The organism is Winogradskyella damuponensis, assembly GCF_039538385.1.
Lineage (GTDB): Bacteria > Bacteroidota > Bacteroidia > Flavobacteriales > Flavobacteriaceae > Winogradskyella > Winogradskyella damuponensis.
Map to the genome: position 1 here is coordinate 342,037 of NZ_BAABCB010000018.1, position 25,264 is coordinate 367,300.

20 protein-coding genes are annotated in these 25,264 nt (G+C 32.8%); 10 read left to right on the top strand and 10 right to left on the bottom strand.

The features are described 5' to 3' along the window. Positions 1-24: 24 nt before the first annotated feature. Positions 25-1,140, top strand: a complete 1,116-nt coding sequence (locus tag ABD730_RS10155; RefSeq protein ID WP_344714344.1) for a hypothetical protein — start codon at positions 25-27, stop codon at positions 1,138-1,140. Between the two features lie 156 nt (positions 1,141-1,296). On the opposite strand, the gene ABD730_RS10160 is transcribed toward ABD730_RS10155, so the two are convergent. Both ABD730_RS10160 and ABD730_RS10165 read right to left on the bottom strand, forming a co-directional pair. Next, the gene (locus ABD730_RS10160; protein WP_344714346.1) at positions 1,297-2,598 is read right to left on the bottom strand and encodes a hypothetical protein; all 1,302 of its coding nucleotides are present in this window, start codon (positions 2,596-2,598) and stop codon (positions 1,297-1,299) included. A gap of 19 nt (positions 2,599-2,617) precedes the next feature. Beyond that, positions 2,618-5,026: a TonB-dependent receptor gene (locus tag ABD730_RS10165; protein ID WP_334466279.1), complete on the bottom strand. Its 2,409-nt coding sequence runs from the start codon at positions 5,024-5,026 to the stop codon at positions 2,618-2,620. 290 nt (positions 5,027-5,316) lie between these two features. Here ABD730_RS10165 and lplA point away from each other — a divergent pair, with 290 nt between their 5' ends. Next, positions 5,317-6,315, top strand: coding sequence for a lipoate--protein ligase (gene lplA, locus ABD730_RS10170; protein WP_334466280.1), 999 nt, complete (start codon positions 5,317-5,319; stop codon positions 6,313-6,315). Between the two features lie 89 nt (positions 6,316-6,404). Here the strand turns inward: lplA and trhA are convergent, their stop codons facing one another. Continuing rightward, the gene (gene trhA / locus ABD730_RS10175) at positions 6,405-7,031 is read right to left on the bottom strand and encodes a PAQR family membrane homeostasis protein TrhA (RefSeq protein ID WP_344714349.1); all 627 of its coding nucleotides are present in this window, start codon (positions 7,029-7,031) and stop codon (positions 6,405-6,407) included. 3 nt (positions 7,032-7,034) lie between these two features. Beyond that, complete coding sequence (locus ABD730_RS10180; RefSeq protein ID WP_344714351.1) at positions 7,035-7,724, bottom strand: DUF4294 domain-containing protein; 690 nt, start codon at positions 7,722-7,724, stop codon at positions 7,035-7,037. A gap of 100 nt (positions 7,725-7,824) precedes the next feature. Between ABD730_RS10180 and ABD730_RS10185 the strand changes: the two genes are divergently transcribed. The 6 genes from ABD730_RS10185 to ABD730_RS10210 all read left to right on the top strand — a co-directional run bounded on the left by ABD730_RS10185 (position 7,825) and on the right by ABD730_RS10210 (position 13,844). Beyond that, positions 7,825-8,913, top strand: a complete 1,089-nt coding sequence (locus tag ABD730_RS10185) for a M42 family metallopeptidase (RefSeq protein WP_215925837.1) — start codon at positions 7,825-7,827, stop codon at positions 8,911-8,913. A 47-nt stretch (positions 8,914-8,960) separates the two neighbouring features. Beyond that, on the top strand, positions 8,961-9,518 hold the full coding sequence (locus ABD730_RS10190) for an NUDIX hydrolase (protein WP_344714354.1): 558 nt from the start codon (positions 8,961-8,963) through the stop codon (positions 9,516-9,518). After that, a complete protein-coding gene (locus ABD730_RS10195) occupies positions 9,515-10,192 on the top strand; it encodes a PrsW family intramembrane metalloprotease (RefSeq protein WP_215925839.1) in 678 nt (225 codons plus the stop codon). The genes ABD730_RS10190 and ABD730_RS10195 overlap by 4 nt, the downstream gene beginning before the upstream one ends. A gap of 87 nt (positions 10,193-10,279) precedes the next feature. Next, a complete protein-coding gene (locus ABD730_RS10200) occupies positions 10,280-10,756 on the top strand; it encodes an acyl-CoA carboxylase biotin carboxyl carrier protein subunit (RefSeq protein WP_334466287.1) in 477 nt (158 codons plus the stop codon). 1 nt (position 10,757) lies between these two features. Further along, on the top strand, positions 10,758-12,197 hold the full coding sequence (gene accC / locus ABD730_RS10205) for an acetyl-CoA carboxylase biotin carboxylase subunit (protein ID WP_344714358.1): 1,440 nt from the start codon (positions 10,758-10,760) through the stop codon (positions 12,195-12,197). Between the two features lie 105 nt (positions 12,198-12,302). Continuing rightward, positions 12,303-13,844, top strand: coding sequence for an acyl-CoA carboxylase subunit beta (locus ABD730_RS10210; protein WP_215925842.1), 1,542 nt, complete (start codon positions 12,303-12,305; stop codon positions 13,842-13,844). A gap of 66 nt (positions 13,845-13,910) precedes the next feature. Here ABD730_RS10210 and ABD730_RS10215 read toward each other — a convergent pair whose 3' ends face one another. Next, entirely contained in the window at positions 13,911-14,357 is a 447-nt protein-coding gene (locus ABD730_RS10215) for a DinB family protein (RefSeq protein WP_344714360.1), read from the bottom strand. 69 nt (positions 14,358-14,426) lie between these two features. Here ABD730_RS10215 and ABD730_RS10220 point away from each other — a divergent pair, with 69 nt between their 5' ends. After that, positions 14,427-15,638 carry a multidrug effflux MFS transporter gene (locus ABD730_RS10220; RefSeq protein ID WP_334466293.1) on the top strand — a complete coding sequence of 404 codons (1,212 nt, stop codon included), beginning with the start codon at positions 14,427-14,429 and terminating at the stop codon, positions 15,636-15,638. Here ABD730_RS10220 and ABD730_RS10225 read toward each other — a convergent pair. The 3 genes from ABD730_RS10225 to ABD730_RS10235 all read right to left on the bottom strand — a co-directional run bounded on the left by ABD730_RS10225 (position 15,635) and on the right by ABD730_RS10235 (position 20,267). Further along, complete coding sequence (locus ABD730_RS10225) at positions 15,635-16,255, bottom strand: L-threonylcarbamoyladenylate synthase (protein ID WP_334466295.1); 621 nt, start codon at positions 16,253-16,255, stop codon at positions 15,635-15,637. The genes ABD730_RS10220 and ABD730_RS10225 overlap by 4 nt on opposite strands. A gap of 16 nt (positions 16,256-16,271) precedes the next feature. Further along, positions 16,272-18,599 carry an ATP-dependent helicase gene (locus ABD730_RS10230; RefSeq protein WP_334466297.1) on the bottom strand — a complete coding sequence of 776 codons (2,328 nt, stop codon included), beginning with the start codon at positions 18,597-18,599 and terminating at the stop codon, positions 16,272-16,274. A 99-nt stretch (positions 18,600-18,698) separates the two neighbouring features. After that, positions 18,699-20,267, bottom strand: a complete 1,569-nt coding sequence (locus ABD730_RS10235) for a hypothetical protein (protein WP_344714363.1) — start codon at positions 20,265-20,267, stop codon at positions 18,699-18,701. Between the two features lie 130 nt (positions 20,268-20,397). Between ABD730_RS10235 and ABD730_RS10240 the strand changes: the two genes are divergently transcribed. Then, positions 20,398-20,919, top strand: coding sequence for a DUF7935 family protein (locus ABD730_RS10240; protein WP_344714365.1), 522 nt, complete (start codon positions 20,398-20,400; stop codon positions 20,917-20,919). Positions 20,920-20,947: 28 nt separating this feature from the next. Here ABD730_RS10240 and bshA read toward each other — a convergent pair whose 3' ends face one another. Together bshA and ABD730_RS10250 are read right to left on the bottom strand one after the other, a co-directional pair. Continuing rightward, the gene (bshA, locus tag ABD730_RS10245) at positions 20,948-22,084 is read right to left on the bottom strand and encodes an N-acetyl-alpha-D-glucosaminyl L-malate synthase BshA (RefSeq protein WP_334466303.1); all 1,137 of its coding nucleotides are present in this window, start codon (positions 22,082-22,084) and stop codon (positions 20,948-20,950) included. A gap of 156 nt (positions 22,085-22,240) precedes the next feature. After that, positions 22,241-25,198, bottom strand: a complete 2,958-nt coding sequence (locus ABD730_RS10250; protein ID WP_344714368.1) for a serine hydrolase domain-containing protein — start codon at positions 25,196-25,198, stop codon at positions 22,241-22,243. Positions 25,199-25,264: the final 66 nt, after the last annotated feature.

Below are 25,264 nucleotides of genomic sequence, written 5' to 3' on the forward strand. Positions count from 1 at the left end.
TTTATCCAACACCCATTGTAAACTATGAGAAAAACACTACTACTTACATTAATACTTACTTTTTCAATATGTCCTATTAATGCTCAAAACTTTCTTAAAAGCTTATATAGTTTAGAACAGTTTCCTAAAGAAATGCAAAAAAGCAAAGCATTTATAGAGGAGGTTTGTTCTGATATTTTGATATATAATTATATCTATGGCGGAAATAACAGCTCACAATTTGATATTAAATCTAAAAATGGTTTAAAAATTAACTTCCCTTTTAACGATGAATTTTATCTAGATTTCCTTGACAAGACAACAAAAGAAAATTTAAAAACGTATACATTTCATATAGATTATGAATTTAAATTTTTGAATTACTATGATGAATTTGAATTAGATGAATCAATATTTTCATTGCCTTCCATTTTTGATTTAGCCACCACATATTATGATTTAGATGAATATAGTTTGATAACTAAAGTTTTATTTCATTACAAACCAGAACTCGACTATAAAACGAAACGACTTGTTTTCTTTAAAGATTTATCCCATGTTTTGAAATTAGAAGTTATACCTGATTTTGACGCCATATTAGATGAGGCAAAATCTGAAAACCTTATGAATAAGGAAATTGAAGAAATAATGCTAGATGCCATACTCGAAGAAACGGAATACGAATATGAAGAAATTACGTCTCTGATTTTTGACTTTTTTATTTTAAATAAAAAAAGCGACACAAAAACTATTGAAAATTTAAAACGAATATTTGAAAACAACAACCTTATTAATGAAATTGAAACAAATATCCTTCAACCTAAAATAAATATCACATTGAGTCAAGGAGGCTATTTTAATATTCCAAAAAAATATTTAACAATTAATCAATCTGAGTTTAAAGCATTACCCATTAACACTATTGAAATCAGAATAGATTTTAAAAACAACAAAATTTTAATCGATTTTAAAAATAAAGCATCTACCAATATAACCATACAAAAGGCTTTATTAGGGTCTAAAGAAATTAAAGATGTTACGATTGACACCAGAAAAATCAGCTTAGAAATATCAGATGATGATTTAAAATTTAAGATATTAAAATACAATCCATACAAGCCTTTAGATAATGAGATGTATAAAATAAAGTTGAAACAATAAATACGTTTATAAAGTAGGTTTCAAAAAAAACACCTATTACAGCAACGCTATTATGTATATAGACACAAAAAAAACCAGAACATAGATATATTCTGGTTTTTTATTGAAATATTTAACCTATTATTTTAAGCTGATAGGCTTAGGTTCTTTTAAATTTTAAAATAACCCAATGTAAGAAGCATCAGTTGTTCCTGTTTGTAATGTAGCACCTGTAGTGTAACCATCTGCACTAGTAGAACTAGGATCAAAAATATAAACATTACCTACACCTCCTAAAGAAGCTAAAGCCATATATAATTTACCATCAATAACACTTGCCCACTGGTATTGACGCAACCATAAATCTATAGGAATATTCATTTTCACTGCTGTTTTATTGTAAACATCAACTCTTACAATATACCAATTAGAACTTGCACTGTCCCCTAAATCTGTATTTAAAACAGGTACATAACCAATACCGTTACCTACATAAAACCAACCTGTATTTGCTTCGGCATTATGACCTAAAAGCGATTTAATATCAAATTTACCATAAGCTGTATCATAAGCACCATTGCTAATTTTCATAATTGAAGCATCACCAGATGTTATTAATTGGTAAGTATCACCTAATTCATCTTTATGTGCAACAGGTGTTCTATAACCATTTGTAGAACCTTGTGCTAAGGTTGACACAATTGTAGTTTCATTTTCTAAAGAAGGGTAATCTACAACTAGAGTTTCTACATTATCATAAACCATAGTACCATTTTCTCCTGTTAAAGCATCATAAAAACGCTTTGCAACTCCGTAGTAAAGTTTTCCGTTAGCAATTACTGGGGCATCAATACGAAAAGTATGAATACCATCGCCAGAATTATCTTCGTTATAAGGAAATTCAAAAGAAGTATTTTCTAATACACTCATTGTATTTAAATCTACACGAGCTAAAGTAACAGTGGCTTTAGTTCTTACGTAAGGCGATGTTTCTTCATCTGGATTTTCATAGATATTTTCTGTAGTTACATTGTGTAACATAGCATAATTATCATCAATCTTTGTCCAACGTGGATAGGCTGTTCCCATCACTGCTTGGATATCTGTTGTTAAAACTAAGTCGTAATTTTGTCCACTGATATAATCATATTTAGCAATATCACCACCTCCATAATTTAAATTGTAAACCGTTTCACCATCATCAGAGGTATATAAACGTGCTGTACGAGTTGACGGAACTTCTCGGCCATACCCATTAAAAGTAAACGTTTTATTTGGGTCATTAAGTTCTTCTACTGTAGTCCCTTGTATGTACGTTTCAGACTCACCAGTTGGGCTAGAACCTATTACCAAATGATATGGTCTGTAATCAGATGTATTTGATGGATCTGATGACGGTGTATCGTCTTCACTACATGAAAACGTCATTAAAGATAAAGCTGATAAACAAGCGATACGAGATAAATATTTAAAATTCATAAGTATTAAATTAATTGATTTATAAAATTGAAAAAGTAAGTTTCCCATAAAACCCTCTTCCTGGTTTTTGAAGGGCATAATTATCGAATAACTGATTATTTAATATGTTTTTTACATCAAAGCTTAGTGATACCTTGTTTTTTGGAAATGTAAAAGCAAAACCTGCATCTAAAGAAACTTGAGCAGGAATGACTGTTTTTCCTGAGCCACCAAGGACACTACTGTGTCTAAAAAACTCGTGGACATATAATAAGTTGGTATAAGTTGATAAACGTGCTCCTTTCTGAATAAAATCCTGTACCTTATATTTTAGATTATAGTTCATCGTAAAATAAGGAGTGTTGGCTAATCTTTCATAGGTTGGTGTAATAGGATTTCCATTCACATCATACGTAACATTGTGATCTCTAGCATTAAAAAAGGATGTGTTTGCACTAAAAAACAAACGCTCTTTATAATTATAATTTAATGTAAAATCGATACCTTCTGTATAAATTTTACCGACGTTAGAGTTCTCAAAAAACTCTTCATTGCTACCTGTAGGAAAAGGCATAATTAAATCTTCTGTATCTCTAATAAACACATTGGTAGTCACGCCAAACGTATGTTCTTTAAACTGTAAATTATCGTACGTAAACCCTAAGTTGTAGTTATTACTGTGCTCTGGTTTTAAATTAACTGAAGCATTTAAATTAGCTGCGACATTACCAAAAACCTCATTGGCCTCTGGTAAACGAATCGCTTTTTCTGCAGAACCAAATACAGAAAATTTAGGAGAGAAGGAATACGAAATTGATCCGCCAAAACCAAAATCGTTAGAGTTGATGTTATTCTCCTCAATAAATATAGTTGACTCTGAAGTGTTTGAACTTCGCGTGCGTAATTTTGAAGTTCTGTCCATATAATACGATTTACCAAAAATTGAAGTCCTCAACTTTTCATCAAAAGCACTATTTTCATATGAAAGTGTTAATATAGATTTTAAATAGCCGCGTTCTTCTCTTAATGCGTTTTCTGCAGCAGGAAGCATTGGGTCATCAGAATCTCGTGTAAATGTGTTTAGTAAATGATTTAGCTGAATGGTATTATTATCATTAATATGGTATGCGACATTAGAGCGCATATTAATAGTTTGATCAATATCTTTTTGAAGTGTTGGGACACTTGCTTCTGCGCCTGTAGCCCAAACATCGGGATCGTTATAGTAACTTGTAGGATGACCTAACCAACTGTATTGTGTCGCAATAGTATCTATGGTTTTTCTGTTAAGACGAGAATAAGACGCAAATGCACTCACATCTAAGTTCTTAGCAATACCTTTTTTTGCATACTCTAAACTATACATATTAGTGCTTTGCTCTGTAAATCGGTTACCATAAACAATTTCCATAGTAGCACCTGTTTGAATCTGTTGATCCATATTAGAGAGTAAAACACCAGCCAATAATTTATCTGCCCAAGATACATGAGTATAACCAAACTCGGCCTTTCCTCCTTGAGATCTATAGCGATCATGAAAGCGTTTGGCTTTGATATACACATCTGGTGTTCCTGCAGAAAGCGCTACAGCCACCTGATCTCCCCAAACTTCATAATCGTTATCGGCATAATTCACAAAAGCAGAACCTCTTGCCGTAAAACCGTTTTTGTTATTTCTATAACCACCATTAACGTCCGTTCTGTAGGTTCCAAAAGATCCTGCAGAAACAGACACTTTTAATTCATTTTTAGTAATGTCGTTTAACACAATATTAATCGCTCCACCCATAGCATCATCAGATAAATGCGGAGGTACAACACCTTTATAAACTTCAATCCGTTTAATTAAAGATGGAGGAATACTGTTTAATGAAAAAGAAGGTCCAAAATTCCGAATAGGCACACCATCAATAAAAATCTTAACAGAATTACCTGTCATCCCATTAAGGTTATAATGTGCATGCGAGCCCAAACCACCTGATTGACGAACTCTAACTCCAGCAGATTGGTCTAGTAATTCATTAACTTGTATCGATTGAATTGCAGCTTCTTTCGTTTCTATAACATTAACCGCAAATCCTTTTTCTTCAATTTTTTGCTGCACCGTTTTAGATTTCACAAAAACTTCGTCTAATGCTGCAACTTCCAGAGTAACATTGACCTCTTTGTTCTTTTCTTCTAACTGAACTGTAACGGTTTTAGGAAGGTCATTTAATGAATAAAATGCTATTGTATATGTCCCGTAAGGAAGATCTTTAAAGTTATAAGCTCCATTTATATTGGAATTGGTTTCTTTAGTTATAGCATTCCCCTTTAATACAATGAATGTAGAAACCGCAGGTTCATTAGAATCATATTTCACCTTTCCGTAAAAATTTCCACTTTGGCCAAAGCCTAAAATGCTAAAAAATAGAAATACGTAAATAAAAAATAGTTTGAATTGGAACACGTCTAAATTTTTGACAAAATTATTCTTATTTATATTTATTCCAAATAAAAATAATAATAATTTATCATTATTTTTATAGAACTCTGGCAGCTATACTTTTACATTAATTTTCACAAATCAAGCCCCAAAAAAACACATTGCTAATTTTTAATTTATTGATATGGATTTAAGGCTTGTAGCTACATATATAACAGCATCACACCTACTATATTTAGAATAATGATGGTTTGACAACGACAGCATTATACTCAATTTCGTTACCTTTGTAAACAACAAATACTACAGTTTCTATGATTTTTATTGATAATGAAGGCCACACAAATCCGAAATTAAATTTAGCTTTAGAGGAATATGTTTTAAGACATTTTGATGCTTCTACAGATTATTTACTGTTTTACATTAATGAGCCCTCTATTATTATAGGACGCAATCAAAATACCTTAGAGGAAATTAACCAAGAATATATAGAAGCTAACAATATTCATGTCGTACGTCGGGTTTCTGGCGGAGGAGCTGTTTATCATGACCTAGGGAATTTAAATTTTAGTTTTATTACTAATCACGATGGAAAAAGCATTAGCAACTTTAAGAAGTTTACAGCGCCTGTGATTAGAGTATTAAACGCTATGGGTGTTTCTGCCGAATTAAAAGGGAGAAATGATATTTTGGTTGATGAGAAGAAAATTTCTGGAACAGCTCAATTTTCTACAGGAAAACGCATGATAAGTCATGGGACTTTATTATTTGATACAGATATGGGTGAAGTTGCTAAAGCCCTACAAGTAAAAATGAGTAAAATACAATCTAAAGGTCATAAATCTGTTAGAAGTCGTGTCGCAAATATTAGTGAATTTTTAGAACAACCTATTTCAATGGCACATTTTAAAAAGCAATTACTCACAGGTTTATACGAAGCTAGCGAGCCTTTTGAAACCTATAAATTAACGGAAGCTGAATGGAAAGCTGTACACGATTTAAAAGCCGAAAAATATGATTTATGGGATTGGAATTTTGGACGTTCACCTAAATTTAATATCCAACGCAATAAACGATTCGCTATTGGCGAAATAGACCTTCGTATTTTTGTAGAAAAAGGTCATATTTCAGACTTTAAAGTCTTTGGTGATTTTTTTGGAAGACAGCCCATCTCAGATCTAGAAGACTTACTTATTGGCATTCCTTATGATAAGCATGAAATTAATAAAGCGCTACAAAATGTGGCCATAGAAAATTATTTTGGCACATTAGAAAAGTCTGATTTTATAGATCTTGTCTATGGCAACGATTAACAATAAAATAGATTAAACAATTAGAAACAATCCTAATATGTTGTTTCTGTGCGACTACAAAATAAAATCTAATAATGTCTTAAATGACATTATATCACATGAAGATAAATCATAAAAAAATGGCAAATGGCTCCGCCTAAAACAAATAAATGCCAAATCACATGATTGTAAGGAATTCTACGAATGGCATAAAAAACAATTCCGACAGTATAAAATAAACCTCCTGCGTATAACCACAATATCCCATTTGATCCAAGGGCTTCAGACACATTTGTAAAGTCAAACACGATAAGCCAACCCATTACCAAATATAATAATGTTGAAAAAACTTCAAACCTTCCTGTAAAAAAGAGTTTTAACACCACACCAAAACCCGCAATTCCCCATACAACCCAAAACAAAAGCCAGCCTAAACTATCTGTTAGTGAAATGAGTAAAACAGGCGTATAAGTACCTGCAATAAGTAAATAAATACTGATATGATCTACAATTCTAAAATAATACTTACGCTTCTCCCCTTCTACTGCATGGTAAAATGTTGAGGCTAAAAAAAGAATAATTATAGATAGTCCGTAAACAATAACACTAAATAAACTCCAAGGTTTTAAGTGATTGGCATCTACAATCAATAACACTAAAGCTATGACTCCTAAGAGTGCACCAAAACCATGTGTCCAAGCATTTAATTGTTCTTCTAATTTTGTTTGAGCGCGCATTGTTTAACCTTTTGAATTCTTTGGTGTTTTGGGTTTGGACCATTTATTTAAGCTTTCATAAAAATCGATTTCAAAAGCAGGTTCTTGCCGTTTTAAACGTTCATTCTGAAACGCACGCTGCAAAATATCTTCAATTAAATAGTCTTCTTCATCAGCAATAGGACTAAACTCCTTCTTCAAAGAAATATCAAACAAACTGGCTGTACTATTAAACCAAAAAGCTCGCCAACCATTCCGTAATTCCTTAATAAGATCAAAAGTTGTTTTTCCCGTTTGCCTATGAATTAACTTCACCAAAATCTGACCTTCGGTTTTAGTTAGCTTCTTTAGTTCCGCTGAAAATTCATCTTCAATATAATTCTGAATAATCTTAGCATAACGTTTTTTATCACGTTTACGCTCTAAGCCATCGAGTCGTTTTTGTAAGGCTTCTAAACGTTCTGCCGCAAGTTTTGCGTAAGGATATACTTTTAAGGTTTTTCGTCTTAAAATTAGATATCTAATTCGTGCCTCTTTAGTTTCAAATTTTAAATTAGGTAGTACCAAAACTTCGTTTAACTCTACAGAGGTTACAGGTATAGAATCTCCTTCAATATACATGTAATGTACTTCTGTAGAATCTTGTTTAATAGGGTTTTCTTGAGCAAAAATTGCCACTGAAAAAAACAAGGCTATGTAAATAATATATTTCATCTATTACAACTGTACCAAAACCATTCCAAAATTAATAATATTAAAGCCTATAACCTTAAAATCGTATTAATATTATTATTTTTATTGAAAATTTAAACAGATGGCAAAAAAACAATTACTGAACAAAAAGTCTATGGACTTTTTAGAAAAATATTTAAATAACGCTTCTCCTACAGGTTATGAATGGGAAGGGCAAAAAATTTGGATGAATTACCTTAAACCTTATGTTGATGAATTTATAACTGACACATACGGAACTGCTGTTGCTGTAATCAACCCAAAAGCAAAGTTTAAAGTAGTGATTGAAGGGCATGCTGATGAGATTTCTTGGTATGTCAACTATATTTCTGACAATGGTTTAATTTATGTCGTTAGAAATGGAGGTAGCGATCACCAAATTGCTCCTAGTAAAATTGTAAACATTCACACCAAAAAAGGCATTGTAAAAGGTGTTTTTGGTTGGCCTGCAATACATACAAGAAGTAAAGCTAAAGAACAAGCACCAAAACCCGATAATATATGTATTGATGTTGGAGCTAAAGATAAAGCTGAAGTTGAAAAAATGGGAGTGCATGTTGGTTGTGTTATAACATACCCTGATGAATTCCACATTCTTAATAAAGACAAATTTGTATGTCGCGCTTTAGATAACAGAATGGGTGGTTTTATGATTGCTGAAGTAGCAAGATTACTACACGAAAACAAAAAAACATTACCATTTGGACTTTATGTTACCAATTCGGTACAAGAAGAAATAGGCTTACGTGGTGCCGAAATGATTACACAAACCATTAAACCAAATGTGGCTATTGTTACTGATGTAACACACGATACAACCACACCAATGATAGAGCAAAAAACACAAGGCTATGCCGAAATTGGAAAAGGTCCTGTTGTTGCCTATGCACCAGCTGTACAGCAAAAACTACGAGATTTAATTACAGATACAGCCGAAGAAAAGAAAATTCCTTTTCAGCGTGCCGCATTATCTAGAGCTACAGGAACAGATACAGATGCTTTTGCATATAGTAATGGCGGTGTTGCTTCTGCTTTAATCTCATTACCGTTGCGTTACATGCATACAACGGTAGAAATGGTTCATAAAGACGATGTAGAAAACGTTATTAAGTTAATTTACGAAACATTACTTAAAATAGAAGACGGAGAAACATTTAGTTATTTTAAATAAAAACCAAAAAGACCTGTTAGCATAAAAACTAGCAGGTCTATTTATATATGGACGAATATCTTGACATAGTAGATAAAAAAGGGAGACCAACAGGAAAAACAGCTTTAAAATCTGAAGTGCATAAAAAGGGTTGGTTACATAATACTATTCATGTGTGGTTTTATACTTTAGAAGGCGAAATTCTTTTACAACAACGCTCACACAAAAAACTCATTTGTCCACTACTTTGGGATGTATCTGTTGCTGGACATGTTGATGCTGGTGAAGCCATAGAAGAAGCAGCTGTTAGAGAAACGAAAGAGGAAATTGGTTTAAATATTCATGCCAACGACTTAAGACGGATTGCAACACATTTTCATGAAGGGTCTTATAATAACGGAGCTATTCAAGATAATGAGTTTCATCACATTTTTATCTCAGAATTAAAAGTACCTCTTAAAAACTTAGCTCCACAACCAAATGAAGTTGAAGCGCTTAAATTGGTATCATTAGATGTATTTTCAGAATTAGTTTTTAATAGTTTTAAAAACATGCATTTTGTTGAAAGTAATAGCGATTACTACCATTACATAGCTGGGGAAATCTATAATCAAATTTTTGAATGAATCTACTCTTACTAGCTGTTGCTCCTGTCTTTGCCATTCTTCTATATATTTATATTCAAGATAAGTATGAAAAGGAACCCAAAAGCATACTAATTTCTAGTTTTCTATTTGGAGCTATTGTTAGTATAATTATTGTCTTTATTCTATACTTTTTCACCGGAAGATTTATTCCTATTACTGATAATTATAGCATTTGGCAACAATTTATCCAAGCATTTATAGTCGTTGCCTTGTCAGAAGAATTTAGCAAATATGTCATTGTAAAATATTACGCACAACCCAAAAAAGCATTCAACGAACCTTATGATGGGATCATCTATGCCGTTATGGTATCTATGGGGTTTGCGTGTACAGAAAACATCATGTATGTCATAGAAGGAGGTTATCAAACTGCTATTTTAAGAGCATTTACGGCAATACCTGCTCATGCAACTTTTGGTGTATTGATGGGCTTCTATATGGGAAAAGCAAAATTTTCAAAAAACCGCACCTTATTCAATTTAACAGGCTTATTATTAGCCGTTTTATTTCATGGCGCCTATGACTTTTTCTTGTTTATTAATTTCGTTCCAGGCATTTCAATCGGAGCATTTGTTTCTTTAGCTGTTGGTATCATTCTTTCGAAAAAAGCGATAAAAAAACATCAGGAAAATTCAAACTTTAAATCTTTATAAAATTCAGATAATAGATAAAATAAACCTTAATAATTTCATATTTTGCAGGAAAATTACAAACTGCTAATCATTAACAAACTCAATTTTATGTATAAAATAAAAGTAAATACTTCTCATACTTTTGATGTCACTAAAGAAAGCATGGAAAAACTAGATGTTATAGAAACATCAACCAATAAATACCATATACTTCAAGATAATACAACGATAAAAGCAGAAATTTTAAATACTGATTTTAATCAGAAAACCTATACTATAAAAGTAAATAACACGGCTTATGACGTCGATATTTATGATGCGTTAGATCAACAAATTGAAGCTCTAGGTTTTGAAATAGGCGCTTCAAAACAAGTTAATGATGTAAAAGCACCAATGCCTGGATTAATTTTAGAAATCAATGTTAATGTTGGCGATGAAGTTAAAGAAAATGATGATCTTCTAATTTTAGAAGCTATGAAAATGGAAAATGTATTAACCTCTCCAAGAGAAGGCGTTATAAAAGCTATTGAAGTTAAACAAGGTGAAACTGTCGATAAAAATGCACTCTTAATAGAATTTGAATAATATGAAAAAACTACTAGTAGCAAACAGAGGTGAAATAGCCATAAGAGTAATGCAAACAGCAAAAAAAATGGGCATCAAAACAGTGGCCGTTTTTTCAGAAGCTGATAGAAACGCTCTTCATGTAAAATATGCAGATCAAGCTGTTTGTATTGGCCCAGCACCTTCTAACGAATCGTACTTAAGAGGAGATAACATTATAGAAGTTTCTAAATCGCTTAACGTAGATGCTATACATCCTGGTTATGGCTTTTTAAGTGAAAATGCCGATTTTGCAGAATTATGTGAAGCAAATAACATTATATTTATTGGTCCACGTTCTAAAGCCATAAAAGTAATGGGAAGCAAATTAGCGGCAAAAGAAACCGTTAAAGCTTATGATATTCCTATGGTTCCTGGTACAGATGAAGCCATTACCGATATTCCTGAAGCTAAAAAAATAGCCGAAGATATCGGTTTTCCTATTCTTATTAAAGCCTCTGCTGGCGGAGGTGGAAAAGGTATGCGTATTGTTGAAAAAGAAGCCGAATTTGAATCACAAATGGACAGAGCAATTAGTGAAGCTACTAATGCTTTTGGAGATGGCTCTGTGTTTATTGAAAAGTATGTTGCATCGCCAAGACACATCGAAATCCAAATCATGGCAGACACACATGGTAATGTCATCCATTTATTTGAGCGTGAATGTTCTATTCAACGACGTCATCAAAAAGTAGTTGAAGAAGCACCATCAGCGGTTTTAACACCAGAATTGAGAGAAAAAATGGGGCAAGCAGCTATTAATGTTGCGCGTTCTTGTGATTATATAGGTGCTGGAACTGTAGAATTCCTTCTAGATGAAAATTTGAATTTCTATTTTTTAGAAATGAATACAAGGTTACAAGTTGAGCATCCTGTTTCTGAATGGATTGCTGGAGTAGATTTGGTAGAACTTCAAATACGCGTTGCTAGAGGCGAAAAATTAGATCTAAAGCAAGAGGATCTAAAAATTAATGGTCATGCTTTAGAACTCAGAGTTTATGCCGAAGATCCTATGAACGATTTTCTTCCAAGCGTAGGAAATTTAGAAATATACCAACTACCTGAAGGTAACAATATTAGAGTAGATAATGGCTTTGAAGAAGGTATGGACATCCCAATTTACTACGACCCAATGCTATCAAAGCTAATTACTTACGGCAAAACACGTGAAGAAGCAATTGAAGTAATGGTAAATGCAATTGACAATTACCATATAAAAGGAGTACAAACTACTTTAGCCTTTGGTCGTTTTGTTTTTGAACATGATGCTTTTAAAAGCGGAAACTTTGATACACATTTTGTAAAAAAGTACTACTCACCTAGCCTTTTAGAAGAACAGCAAAAGTTAGAAGCAGAGATTGCTGCAAAAATTGCCTTAAAGCATTACTTAAAGGCACAAAAATTATTACGAGTACCGAATTAACACTGTCATTCTAAACCGTATATATAAATTAAAGATTCAGCATAAACTAATTCACATTACCAATTAGATTCTGAATTAAATACTGAATGACAAAACAAAAAAATTATGGATTCTAAAATAAAAACACTTAATGAAAAACTAGCCTTAGCCAAATTAGGAGGTGGACAAGCTAGAATAGACAAACAACACCAAAATAAAAAATTAACAGCAAGAGAACGTGTTCTTTACCTTTTAGATGAAGGTTCCTTTGAAGAGATTGGTGCTTTAGTTACCCATAGAACTAAAGATTTTGGCATGGCTGACCAACAATTTTATGGAGATGGTGTAGTTACAGGTTACGGAACGGTTAACGGTAAACTAATTTACGTTTTCGCTCAAGATTTTACTGTTTTTGGTGGTTCATTATCAGAAACTCATGCCGAAAAAATCTGTAAAATTATGGACATGGCCGTTAACGTTGGTGCTCCTATAATTGGATTAAACGACTCTGGTGGAGCACGAATTCAAGAAGGTGTCCGTTCTTTAGCGGGCTATGCCGATATATTTTATAGAAATGTTCAGGCCTCTGGTGTAATCCCTCAGATTTCTGCAATTATGGGCCCTTGTGCAGGTGGAGCCGTTTATTCGCCTGCTATGACAGATTTTACACTTATGGTTCAAGATACAAGCTACATGTTTGTTACGGGCCCTAACGTTGTTAAAACAGTAACTAATGAAGAAGTAACAAGTGAAGAACTTGGAGGCGCAAGTGTACATTCTTCTAAATCTGGCGTAGCCCACAAGACAGCAACTAATGATGTAGAATGCTTAGAAGACATCAAAAAACTACTAAGCTATTTACCACAAAGCAATAAAGAAAAAGCAGATGATCTTCCTTTTGAACTTAAAGAAGAAGTTAGAGAATCGTTAGCAACTATTGTTCCTGACAATCCTAATAAGCCGTACGATATGCATCAAGTTATTGAAGGCATTATAGATAACGACTCTTTTTATGAAATTCATAAAGACTACGCAGAAAATATTATTGTAGGTTTTGCGCGTTTAGGTGGAAAATCTATAGGTATTGTTGCCAATCAACCAATGTTTTTGGCTGGTGTTTTAGATGTAGATAGCTCTAAAAAAGCAGCACGTTTTGTACGTTTCTGTGATTGTTTTAATATTCCGCTACTGGTCTTAGAAGATGTCCCAGGATTTTTACCAGGAACAGATCAGGAATGGAATGGAATTATAGTAAACGGAGCAAAATTATTATATGCATTTAGTGAAGCTACAGTGCCTAGAATAACCGTTATTACGCGTAAAGCTTATGGAGGAGCTTACGATGTAATGAATTCTAAACACATTGGAGCTGACATGAATTTTGCATGGCCAAATGCAGAGATTGCAGTTATGGGTGCAAAAGGTGCTGCCGAAATTATTTTTAAACGTGAGATTTCTAAAGCTGAAGATAAAGAAGCCAAATGGAAAGAAAAAGAAGCTGAATATGCTGAGTTATTCGCCAACCCTTATAGCGCAGCCGAACGTGGTTTTGTAGACGATGTCATTTTACCACAAAACACAAGACGTAAATTAATTAAAGCCTTTAGCATGCTTGAAAATAAAGATGTTGTAAGGCCTAATCGTAAGCACGGGAACATCCCTTTGTAAGCAATAAGGCACACTTATTCTATAGACTTCACAGGTTATAAAATCTGTGAAGTCTTTTTTTATCTGCTATTTTTCAATTAACCGTCTATGATAATTCACCTGTCCTAAATGATATGCAAGATGCGTACTTAAATGAACTAGAAAATACTCTGTAGTCATAGGTGCATTAAAAACCTGAAGTTTATATGCCCTTTGTAAATCTTCAACAGTTAAATTTTGTAAAGTATTCTCCACAATACTAATAGTATCTTCAAGTTGTTTTATCAATTCAGATTTAGAAACTTCTGTTAATGAGAATTCTAAATTGCGTTGTCTTATATATCCTGAATGCCCTAAAACAGAACCTATAAAGTGATTTAAGTTTCCTATAAGATGCACACATAAACTTCCAGCAGAATTGCTCACTAAACCATCTATTTTCCATAGATTAGACGCATCCTTATATTGATTAATCTCTTCGATTAATTTACTAAGATCTCTTTTAAATAACGTTATTAGTGTATCTGTAAGCATCTATACAATTATTAAATATTAGTATTATTTCTAATCAAAAGTAGATAATAATTCACTTACTTTTGCCTAATGCAAAATCAAAAAAGGTCTCAATTAGAGTTTGTGGTATTAATGGCCGCGTTAATGTCTATTGTCGCACTTTCAATAGATGCAGTTTTACCTGCTTTACCTAAAATTGGTGAATATTTAAGCAGTGTAAATGAAACAGAAAATCAGAAGCTTATTACAGCTATTTTTTTAGGCTTAGGTTTTGGTCAGCTTATTTTTGGTCCACTGTCTGATAGTTTTGGACGTAAACCCATGGTTTATTTTGGCTTTGGTGTATTTGTTATTGCCTCTATTATATGTATCACGACAAGAAACTTTGAAATGATGCTTTTTGGACGAGTTTTACAAGGTGTAGGTTTATCATCACCAAGAACCATGAGTACTGCTATAGTTAGAGATTCTTATAGTGGTGACCATATGGCAAAAATTTTGTCTATCGTTACCATGACCTTTATTTTAGTACCAGTAATTGCTCCCATGTTAGGTCAGTTTTTATTGAACCATTTTGGATGGCACTCAATTTTTACTGTAAACTTAGCTTTTGGATTGTTAGTAATGCTATGGTTTTGGAGGCGACAACCAGAAACACTTCATGAAAAATATCAAAAGACATTTAAATTATCAAATTTTAAATCTGGTGTAACCACCTTTTTTAGAATAAAGTCTGCCATTGTTTACACATTGCTTTCTGGTTTAATTACGGGTTCTTTTATGGTGTATTTAAGTACATCGCAACACATCTTTCAAGTGCAGTACAATCTAGGAGATTTGTTTCCTTATATTTTTGCTAGTTTGGCTATTACTATTGGTCTTGCTACGTTTTTAAATAGCGCAATAGTAATTCGGTTTGGTATGTGGAATTTGGTTAACATTGCTTTAATCGCATTTGTTGTTAACGCTCTTATATATGTGATATTATTCTGGTCTGGTGTAAACCCTCCTATAGAAATTTTAATGGTGTTCTTAATGCTTCAATTTGCAAGTGTTGCGTTCTTATTTGGAAATTATAGAGCTTTAGCTATGGAACCTATGGGACATATTGCAGGAGTTGGAGCTGCCCTAAACGGATTTATTTCTACCGTTATGGCTGTACCAATAGCGAACTTTATTGGTAGTTTTATAAAAACTTCTGTATTACCTCTGTTTATAGGTTTTTTAGTAACAGGTGTTATAGGTCTAATTTTATTTTACAGTGTAAAGAAACCTGTAAGAGAAAACCTGAACAAGGTTTAAAAAATTTCTAAACCACCTTTACCCTCTCTAACAACCTCTGGAGGATCTACAGATAAATCTACAATGGTTGATGCTTCATTGTCTCCATAACCGCCGTCGATAACAATATCTACTAAATTATCCCATTTTTCAAGGATTAATTCAGGATCTGTTGTGTACTCTAAAACATCATCATCATCTCTTATAGATGTTGAAACAATAGGATTACCTAAAGCAGCTACTATGGCTAAAGCTATAGAGTTATCTGGGACCCTAATACCAACCGTTTTTCGTTTTTTGAAAGGATTTGGTAAGTTTTTAGAACCTGGTAAAATAAAGGTATAAGGCCCTGGCAATGCGCGCTTCAGAATCTTAAATGTTGTTGTATCAATCTGTTTTACGTAATCACTTAGATTACTTAAATCCTCACAAACAAATGAAAAATTAGATTTTTCTAACTTTACACCCTTAATTTGAGCAATACGTTCTAAGGCTTTTATATTAGTAATATCGCAACCTAATCCGTAAACAGTATCTGTTGGATATATGACTAAACCACCACTTTTAAGTACTTTAACAACTTTCTGAATCTCTTTAGGATTCGGATTCTCAGGATATATTTTAATAAATTCTGCCATAATGAGTGTCCATAAATTATCGCATTATTTGGAGCTTAGCAAAACGCAATAATAGCTTTTTTGTATCTCCTTTTTGAAATTTAATTTCGGCTTTGGCGTCTGCGCCTTTACCTTCAATTTTAATTACTTCTCCTCTACCAAAACGTTGGTGGTTTACTTTATTACCAACTTCTAATTTTTTATCAAAAGAATCAGTGTCGCTTTCTGCTTCACTTACTGGAACCATTTTTTTAGGTGCACTGATTTCAAAATTTTCTGGTTTCGTTTTTGTCTTCTTTTTTGGCATTTTTGCAGTTTTTGGTTTTGCAAATCTAACACGATTCGGCTCTATATCTCCAAATATGGAGGCATCTAACATTGGATTATGTCTTTCTTTTAAAGGTGTTGTAATATTTATAAATTCATCATCAATTTCTTCGATAAATCGACTTGGTTCTGCATCTATCAATTTTCCCCAACGATATCTAGATAATGTATAAGTTAAATACGCTTGTTTTTCGGCTCTTGTCAAAGCTACATAAAATAATCGACGTTCTTCTTCAAGCTCGCTTCTTGTATTCATACTCATGCCACTTGGAAATAAATCTTCTTCCATACCAACAATAAATACATGTCCAAATTCTAGACCTTTTGCTAAGTGAATCGTCATTAAAGCCACATGGTCTGGATCTCCTTTGTCGCCATCTAAGTCTGTTGCCAATGCCACATCCTCTAAAAATTCGGCTAGAGAATCACCTGCATCAGCTAATTCCATTTGTCCTTCAACAAAATCTTTAATACCGTTTAATAATTCTTGAACGTTATCTGTTTTTGTTACACCTTCTGGTGTTCCATCTTTGCCAAGCTCTCTAATTAGTCCACTGGTTTTAGAGACATGCTCGGCTAAATCGAATGCATTTGCGGTCTGATTCATCACCTTATAACTCTCTATAAGTGTTACAAAATCGCGTAATTTATTTTTTGTACCATTATTAATGTTGATATTAACCGAATCAATATCCTTCATTACATCATACATGGTTTTTCCTGTAGCATTGGCCGCAACAACCAAACGATCTACTGTCGTCTGACCAATTCCTCTTGCCGGATAATTGATAACACGCTTTAGAGCTTCTTCATCTGCAGAATTTAAAATTAAACGCAAATAAGCCGTAACGTCTTTAATCTCTTTACGTTGGTAAAACGATAAACCTCCGTATATTCGATATGGAATATCACGTTTTCTTAAAGCATCTTCAATGGCTCTAGATTGTGCATTGGTACGATACAACACAGCAAAATCGCTATTGTGTAATTGTTCGTTCATTTTAGTTTCCCAAATAGTACTAGCGACATATCTCCCTTCATCACCATCAGTTAATGCTCGGTGAACTATTACTTTCTCACCTTCGTCATTTGCTGTCCAAACAATTTTATCTAATTTGGTTTTATTGTGCTCTATAACCGAATTGGCGGCACCAACAATATTTTTAGTAGAACGGTAATTTTGTTCTAATCGGAACATTTTTACACCATCGTAATCCTTTTGGAAATTTAAAATATTATTAATATTCGCACCACGGAAGGCATAGATACTCTGAGCATCATCTCCTACCACACAAATATTTTGAAAACGGTCTGCTAAGGCTCTAACAATTAAATATTGCGAATGATTGGTATCTTGATACTCATCCACTAAAATATATCTAAACTTATCTTGGTATTGTGCCAATACATTAGGAAAACGCGTTAATAACTCATTTGTTCTCAATAACAAATCGTCAAAATCCATGGCACCTGCTTTAAAACAGCGGTCTACATATTCTTTGTAAATTTCACCCATTCTAGGTCTCCTTGCCATGGCATCGGCTTCCATAAGTTCAGGGTTTTTAAAATAAGCCTTAACAGTAACTAAACTGTTTTTATACGATGAAATTCTACTAAACACTTGCTTCGTTTTGTAGATATCTTTGTCGAGTCCCATTTCTTTAATAATGGCACCGATTAACTTTTGGCAATCTTGAGTATCGTATATTGTAAAATTACTTGGATAACCAAGGTGATGACCTTCAAAACGTAAAATCTTAGCGAAAACAGAGTGAAATGTTCCCATCCACAAGTTTTTTGCTTCACTTTCGCCAACGATATCAGCAATTCTACTTTTCATTTCTTTGGCCGCTTTATTAGTAAAGGTTAAGGCTAAAATATTGAAAGAATCAATACCCTTACTCATTAAATAAGCGATACGATACGTAAGCACACGTGTTTTACCAGAACCTGCACCAGCAATGATAATCATTGGTCCATCGACCTGAATTGTAGGTTCTAATTGTGCGTCATTAAGTTGACTGAGATACTTTTCCAAACTAAAAATTTTTGAAGGAGTAAAATTACGGATACTCTTATAGTTTTCCGCATCTAAATCCGATAAATTACAAACAATATTTTAATGGCTATATATTAATTAGTTTTCCTTCTTTCCGTCTCCTGTCATTACAGAAAGTAAACCGCTTCTTATATTTAACCAAACATAATTAAATACAGATTTGGTAACATCGCGCTCTACACCTTCTGCTTGCCCATAACGAAATGCTTTTTTTTCGTCGTCACTGTCTTTTGATATAAACAAATTAACGATAGTTGATAGAAATTTATTTTTCTCTTTTCCATCTTTTTTTAAGATCAAAACTTCAAAATCATCATATTTCATTTTCATATCTATTCTAGATGTACTTGGGTTGCCACTAATTGTAAAATAAGTTTGTTGTAACTCTCCATTAAGATCTACATTAAGGTTAGGTTTTGTAAACTGATCCATAGTTACAGCTTTGAACAATCCTAAATTGGCTTTAAATACAAATTGATCTGTAGTATCAGCGACTTTGAAATTCCAATTGACTTCGATTGATGAATTTTCCATAAAAGTTGAATTCACTTTTATTAAAGTACTTTCATTAAGATATGTATTACCGACATTAGTCATTATTGCATTCATAGCTGTAAAATCTAGTCGTCCTGCCTTTTCGTCTACGTTTACTTTTTCTAAATATGAAACTTTACCGTTTCGAATTTCAACTGAATTTAATCCCAATTCAAAATCTAAATCCCTGAGCAAGGTGCCGTATAATTTTTTATAAGTCTCATCATCTGCAACTAACTTATCTCTATAAATTTCTGCTTTAAGTGAATTTAAAAGTACTTTTCCCGATTTAAAATAAAACGTTTTATTATCATTAAACCCAAAATTCATGTCTAAAAATTTCACTTCGTCTATATGAAGGTCGAAATGATCGCGTTCCGTTTTAAGAATTTCTGAATATTCCGCTTTATCATATTTTGTTTTGAGCTTAAAATCACTAAAAGTCGCATTATCATTAGTAATCTGAATTGAATTTACCCATAAATCATCAAACTCATTTATTGTCCATTTTAGGTTCTTAGCTGCCAAGGTAAAATTGCCATACCTAATTTTCTTATCCTTTTTTGAGGCTTTAGGATTAATTTGAACATCGTTTAATTCAAAATTAAATTTAGGCATACTTAAAAGCGTACTATCTGTATCATATTCGGTTATTAACACATCTGCATTAGTGATGGCTATTTTTTCAATAGCAATAATTTGTTTTATTTGATTTAGAAACCCCTTTTCATAGTCGTCGTTATTCACCTTTGGATTGTGTTTATATGTTGCCACTAGCCGATTAATAATTAACGTTTCTACTGAAATCTTATCATTAAAAAGGTAATCCCAATATCCCAAATTATTAATTTCAATAGTTTTAAGCGTTGCGTCTAAAATGGTCTTATTAGTAGTTTTTCCTGAAACAACTACTTTTGGCGATGCTAATTCTAAATTTCCTGTCCAAACATTAACATCTATTGATTGGCACTCTACCTTTACAGATTTAGGTAAGTCATCAATAACTGTTGCTATTTTGTTTTCAATAATTAAATTCAATGCAAAGGTTGATGCTACAATTACCAATAAAACAATGGCAATAATAATTCCTATTTTTTTTTGTTTACGACTCATAGTTTTAGTGATAAATTTTCAAAATCTTTAAAATAAATTAACTTTACAGATTGGATATTGAATTTACATATAAGACTATGTCATTCTTAACCAATAACAAATTAATCTTAACTCAAAAAAATCAATTTTAATGGATATTGATAATATTATAGAACTTCTTTTTAGTATTGCTCCTGCAGTAATTGTTGGTACTATTGCCTATTACTTTTTTAAGCAACATATTGAAAATGAAAACCGTATGAGACGCTTCTTATTACAAAAAGATTTACAAAAAGAAAGCTTTCCTTTACGCTTACAAGCTTATGAACGTATGACTCTTTTTTTAGAACGCACATCTCCTTCTAAACTGCTTACTAGAGTACTCCCAACCTCTTCTAAAAAAGAAGATTATGAAAGTTTACTTATAGCCACGATTGAGCAAGAGTTTGAGCACAATTTATCTCAACAAATTTATGTTAGTGACCAATGTTGGTCTATTACTCAAGCCGCAAAAAATGCAACGATACAGTTGATTAGAAAGGCTACTATACAAGAGCAAACAGATACGGCAAACAAGCTTCGCGAAGTCATTTTAACAGATCTTATGGATAAACCTGCGCCTAGTAATGCAGCACTGGCTTTTATTAAAGAAGAAGTTAGTGAAATGTGGTAGGTTATTATTTGTTAAGTTGAAAGACAACTTAATGAACCATAAATTGCTTTAACGTTTTTTCATATACACTTTCGTACATAGGTACAATATTTCTCAAGTCAAATTTTTGAGACTGTGCTTTTGCGTTGGCTTTAAACTGCTTTAAGGTTTCTACGTCTGATAAGATTTTTATGGCATTTGCCGACATATCTTTTACAGCTCCAACATCGCTTAAATAGCCAGAAAAACCATCTTCGTTAACCTCTGACAAACCACCAGTATTAGTTGAAATTACAGGAACTCCACTTGCCATAGCCTCTAAAGCTGCTAAGCCAAAGCTTTCTGTTTTAGATGGCAACAAGAACAAATCACTAAAACATAGAATTCTATCGATTTCATGGCTATTTCCGAAGAAAATTACACGATCAGAAATCCCTAATTCTTCAACCAAGCGTTCTGCACCTTCTTTTTCTGGTCCTTCACCAACCAACATTAACTTAGCTGGTAATTCCTTTTGAAGGTTATAGAAAATCTTAATTACATCTGGAATACGCTTAACTTCTCTAAAATTACTGATGTGTGTTATAATGCGCTCATCATCATCTGCCATCATACCACGTTGACAATCTGTAAAATTGTGTTCATGTTTTTCTAAATCTATAAAGTTAGGCACAACATAAATGTCTTTCTTTATATCAAACAAACGCATCGTATCTTTCTTTAAGCTTTCAGACACAGAAGTTACAGCATTAGATTTATTTATACTAAAAGTTACTGCAGGTTTGTAAAACGGATGGCTTCCTACTAAAGTAATATCTGTACCATGTAGTGTCGTTACAATAGGAATATAAATCCCTTCGTCTTTAAGCATTTGCTGAGCCATATAAGCTGCATAAGCATGAGGAATAGCGTAATGTACGTGCAACAATTCTATACCATACAACTTTACCATATCTACCAGTTTACTAGATAGAGCTAATTCATAAGGCTGGTAATGAAATAAGGGATATTCTGGCACATGAACTTCGTGAAAATGTACATTACTACTCAACAATTCTAAACGAACAGGCTGACTGTAAGTAATAAAGTGAATCTCGTGACCACGTTTTGAAAGCTCTAAACCTAATTCCGTAGCAACAACTCCACTTCCGCCAAATGTTGGGTAACAAACTATTCCTATTTTCATGTGTATAAAAACTATTATTAATGATGTTTTCTTGAGTACAGTCGGAAAACTTTTAAAATTTAAAACGAAGTTAATTCCGATTATGCATAATCTATGATTCTAATTAAAATAAAGTCTCATACATTCTAAAATCCTTACATTTTTTAAACGATTAAATTATTCAATAATCGCCTCATAAATTAAACGCTGAATTTCAGTTCTAATATTCTCTCTAAGTAACAAATTCTTACCTGCTTGAGGATACGTTCTATTTGCCAAAAAGACATATATAATTTCTTCTTCTGGATCTGCCCAAGCATAAGTCCCTGTAAAACCGGAATGACCAAAACTGGTCATAGATAAACAACCGCAAGTTGGGCCTTCTTCTCCCAATTGTGGTTTATCAAACCCAATACCACGACGATTATTATTACCACAATAATAGCAGTAATTAAATTTATCTATGGTTTCACTTTTTAGATAACGTTTTCCACCATAAAACCCTTTCTGCAAATACATCTGCATTATTTTAGCAACATCATTAGCATTACTAAAAACACCTGCATGACCACCTACTCCGTCTTGCATAGCAGCTCCCATATCATGTACATAACCATGTACTTTTTTATAGCGATAATAATTATCTATTTCTGTTGGTACAATATCTTTTAAACTGAATTTTTTTCGTGGATTATAAGTTGTGTAATTCGCACCAAGAGATTTATAAAACCTATCTTCTGTAATTTCATTTAAAGACTTATCGTAAAATCCTTCGAGGTAATCTTTAAGAATATAATAAGGTAAATCACTATATCGATAACGCAAACTAGATAGTAAATCACTTTCTCTAATAATTTTTTGAATAGAGTCTTTGTAATCATTTCGCATAAAAAGCGTATTGGTTACCTCTACTTCAAATCCTGCGGTTTTAGTTTTTCTGTAATACTTAGGGTCTGGTTTTTTTGTAAGCGTATCTAAAGTGGCATAATAAAAAGGAATCCAAGGTTTAAGTTGCGCATAGTGTGACAACATTTTCTTTAAGGTTACATTTTTCTTATTTGTATTTTTATATTCTACCATTAAATCCCCTAGCTTATCATCTAAAGATAAAGAACCTTGTTCTTCTAACTCCATTAAAACAGGAAGTGTGGCTAGTATTTTGGTTAATGACGCTACATCATAGATATCGTCAAAATCTACTTTATTTTTTTTATCATAAGTGTGATACCCAAAATTCTTATTGTAAATTACCTTACCTTTTCGTGCTACCAAAAGTTGAATTCCTGGTGTCATTTTCCCGTTTACAGCGTGATTTGCTACAGAATCTATTCGGCTTAATAACTTAGAATCCATCCCAACACGTTCTGGCAGTCCATAACTTAAGCTCAGTAAACTATTATAAGTTATACCTGTACCAACTGGAAAAAACTGACCTGTACTTACTGGTAATTTTCCTTTTGCTGGAATCGCTCCAAAAATAAGTTGTGCTGATTTTTCTTGAGCGATTTTACTGTTTTGATAGCTCATTACAATACCTTCAATATTTTCTATTGATAGTAAATCATTTAAGGCATAAGGTCTTGCAAAGATATCTAAGATTACAGTGTTGGTCCTCGCAATTTCATAGAGCCATGCCATTTCTTTTTGAGAGAATTTAAAGCCCTTCCATGGATTGGCATTAGACTTATGAAAACCAATAACAACCGTATTATAATTATGAAGCTTCGTTATAACTCCATCTAATTTATCTGCTGTTATCTCGTGAACTTTTGTGTATTTTTTTAATTCATCTAAAAAAGCAGAACCATCATCATCACCAAGTGATACATAGGCAATTTTCTTAGTTTCTAAATCTCTTAATGGTAATATATCATTGGTATTTTTAACCACTGTAATGGCATTTTCCATGAGTTCTTCATAGAGGGCGTCGTCTTTAAGTCTGTTTAAGTCTTTTTCTAAATCGTAGATTCCAATAGGCGAATAATTATTGAGTCCTACTTTGTATTTAGCCATTAAAATTTTCTTAACAGAATGTGCTAATCGTTCCTCTGTTATAGTGCCATTATTATAAGCTTCAACAAATTTAGCAATTCCCTTAGCTGGATCTTCAGACATAAGCATCACATCATTACCTGCTAAAAATGCCATTAAATCAATTTCTCCTCCTTTGATTAAACTTTTTGTTCTAGTTCCATCTACACCTTTCTCTACATAATCTGCAGCACCTTTCATGGTTAAGGCATCTGTAAAAATTAAGCCATTAAAGCCTAATTGTTCTTTTAAAATATCTGTGACAATATGCTTAGATAATGATGAAGGAAAATCTCTTCGCGATTCTAAACTTGGTACATTTAAGTGTGCTACCATAACACTTGCCAAACCTTGTTTTATTAATTTCTTATAAGGATACAACTCTATAGAATCGATTCGTTTAGCACTAAAATTAATGGTTGGTAATTTTAAATGAGAATCATCTTCAGTATCTCCGTGACCTGGAAAATGTTTGGCATTGGCTAAAGTTCCTGCACTTTGCATACCTTTCATAAATGCTAAGCCTTTTTCTGTAACATTGTCTCTATCTTCCCCAAAAGAACGATTTCCAATAATTGGATTTTTAGGATTGGTGTTAATGTCTACAGCAGGCGCAAAATTAAAATGCACGCCCAATCGTTTACAATGTTCACCTATTTGTCTTCCTGTTTGCTCTACTAATTTATTATCAGTAATTGCTCCAAGTGTCATATTCCATGGGAACGCATAAGTAGAATCTAAACGCATACTTAAACCCCATTCTGCATCCATTCCTACTAATAGAGGGATTTTAGAAGCGGCTTGTAATTCGTTGTTTAATTTGGCTTGGCGTATTGGTCCGCCATTAGAATAAATTAAACCTCCTATATGATGACCTGTAATTAATTTTGCTATACTATTTTCGTGTGCTTTTCCCTTGTCTGAAAACACTTGTACCATAAATAATTGTCCTATTTTTTCTTCTATAGACATAGAACCGTAAAGACTATCAACCCATTTCTGTTGCTGAACAGCATCTTGAGACTGAAGTGGATTAGCAGAAAGGTCTTGTGCAAAGTTTATTTGAAAACAAGCACATATAAGAATAAGGGCAAAATAACGCATTAGCAATCTTTTATCGTTTTAGATTAAGTACACAAAGTGATAACGAATATTATGCCAAAATAGCAT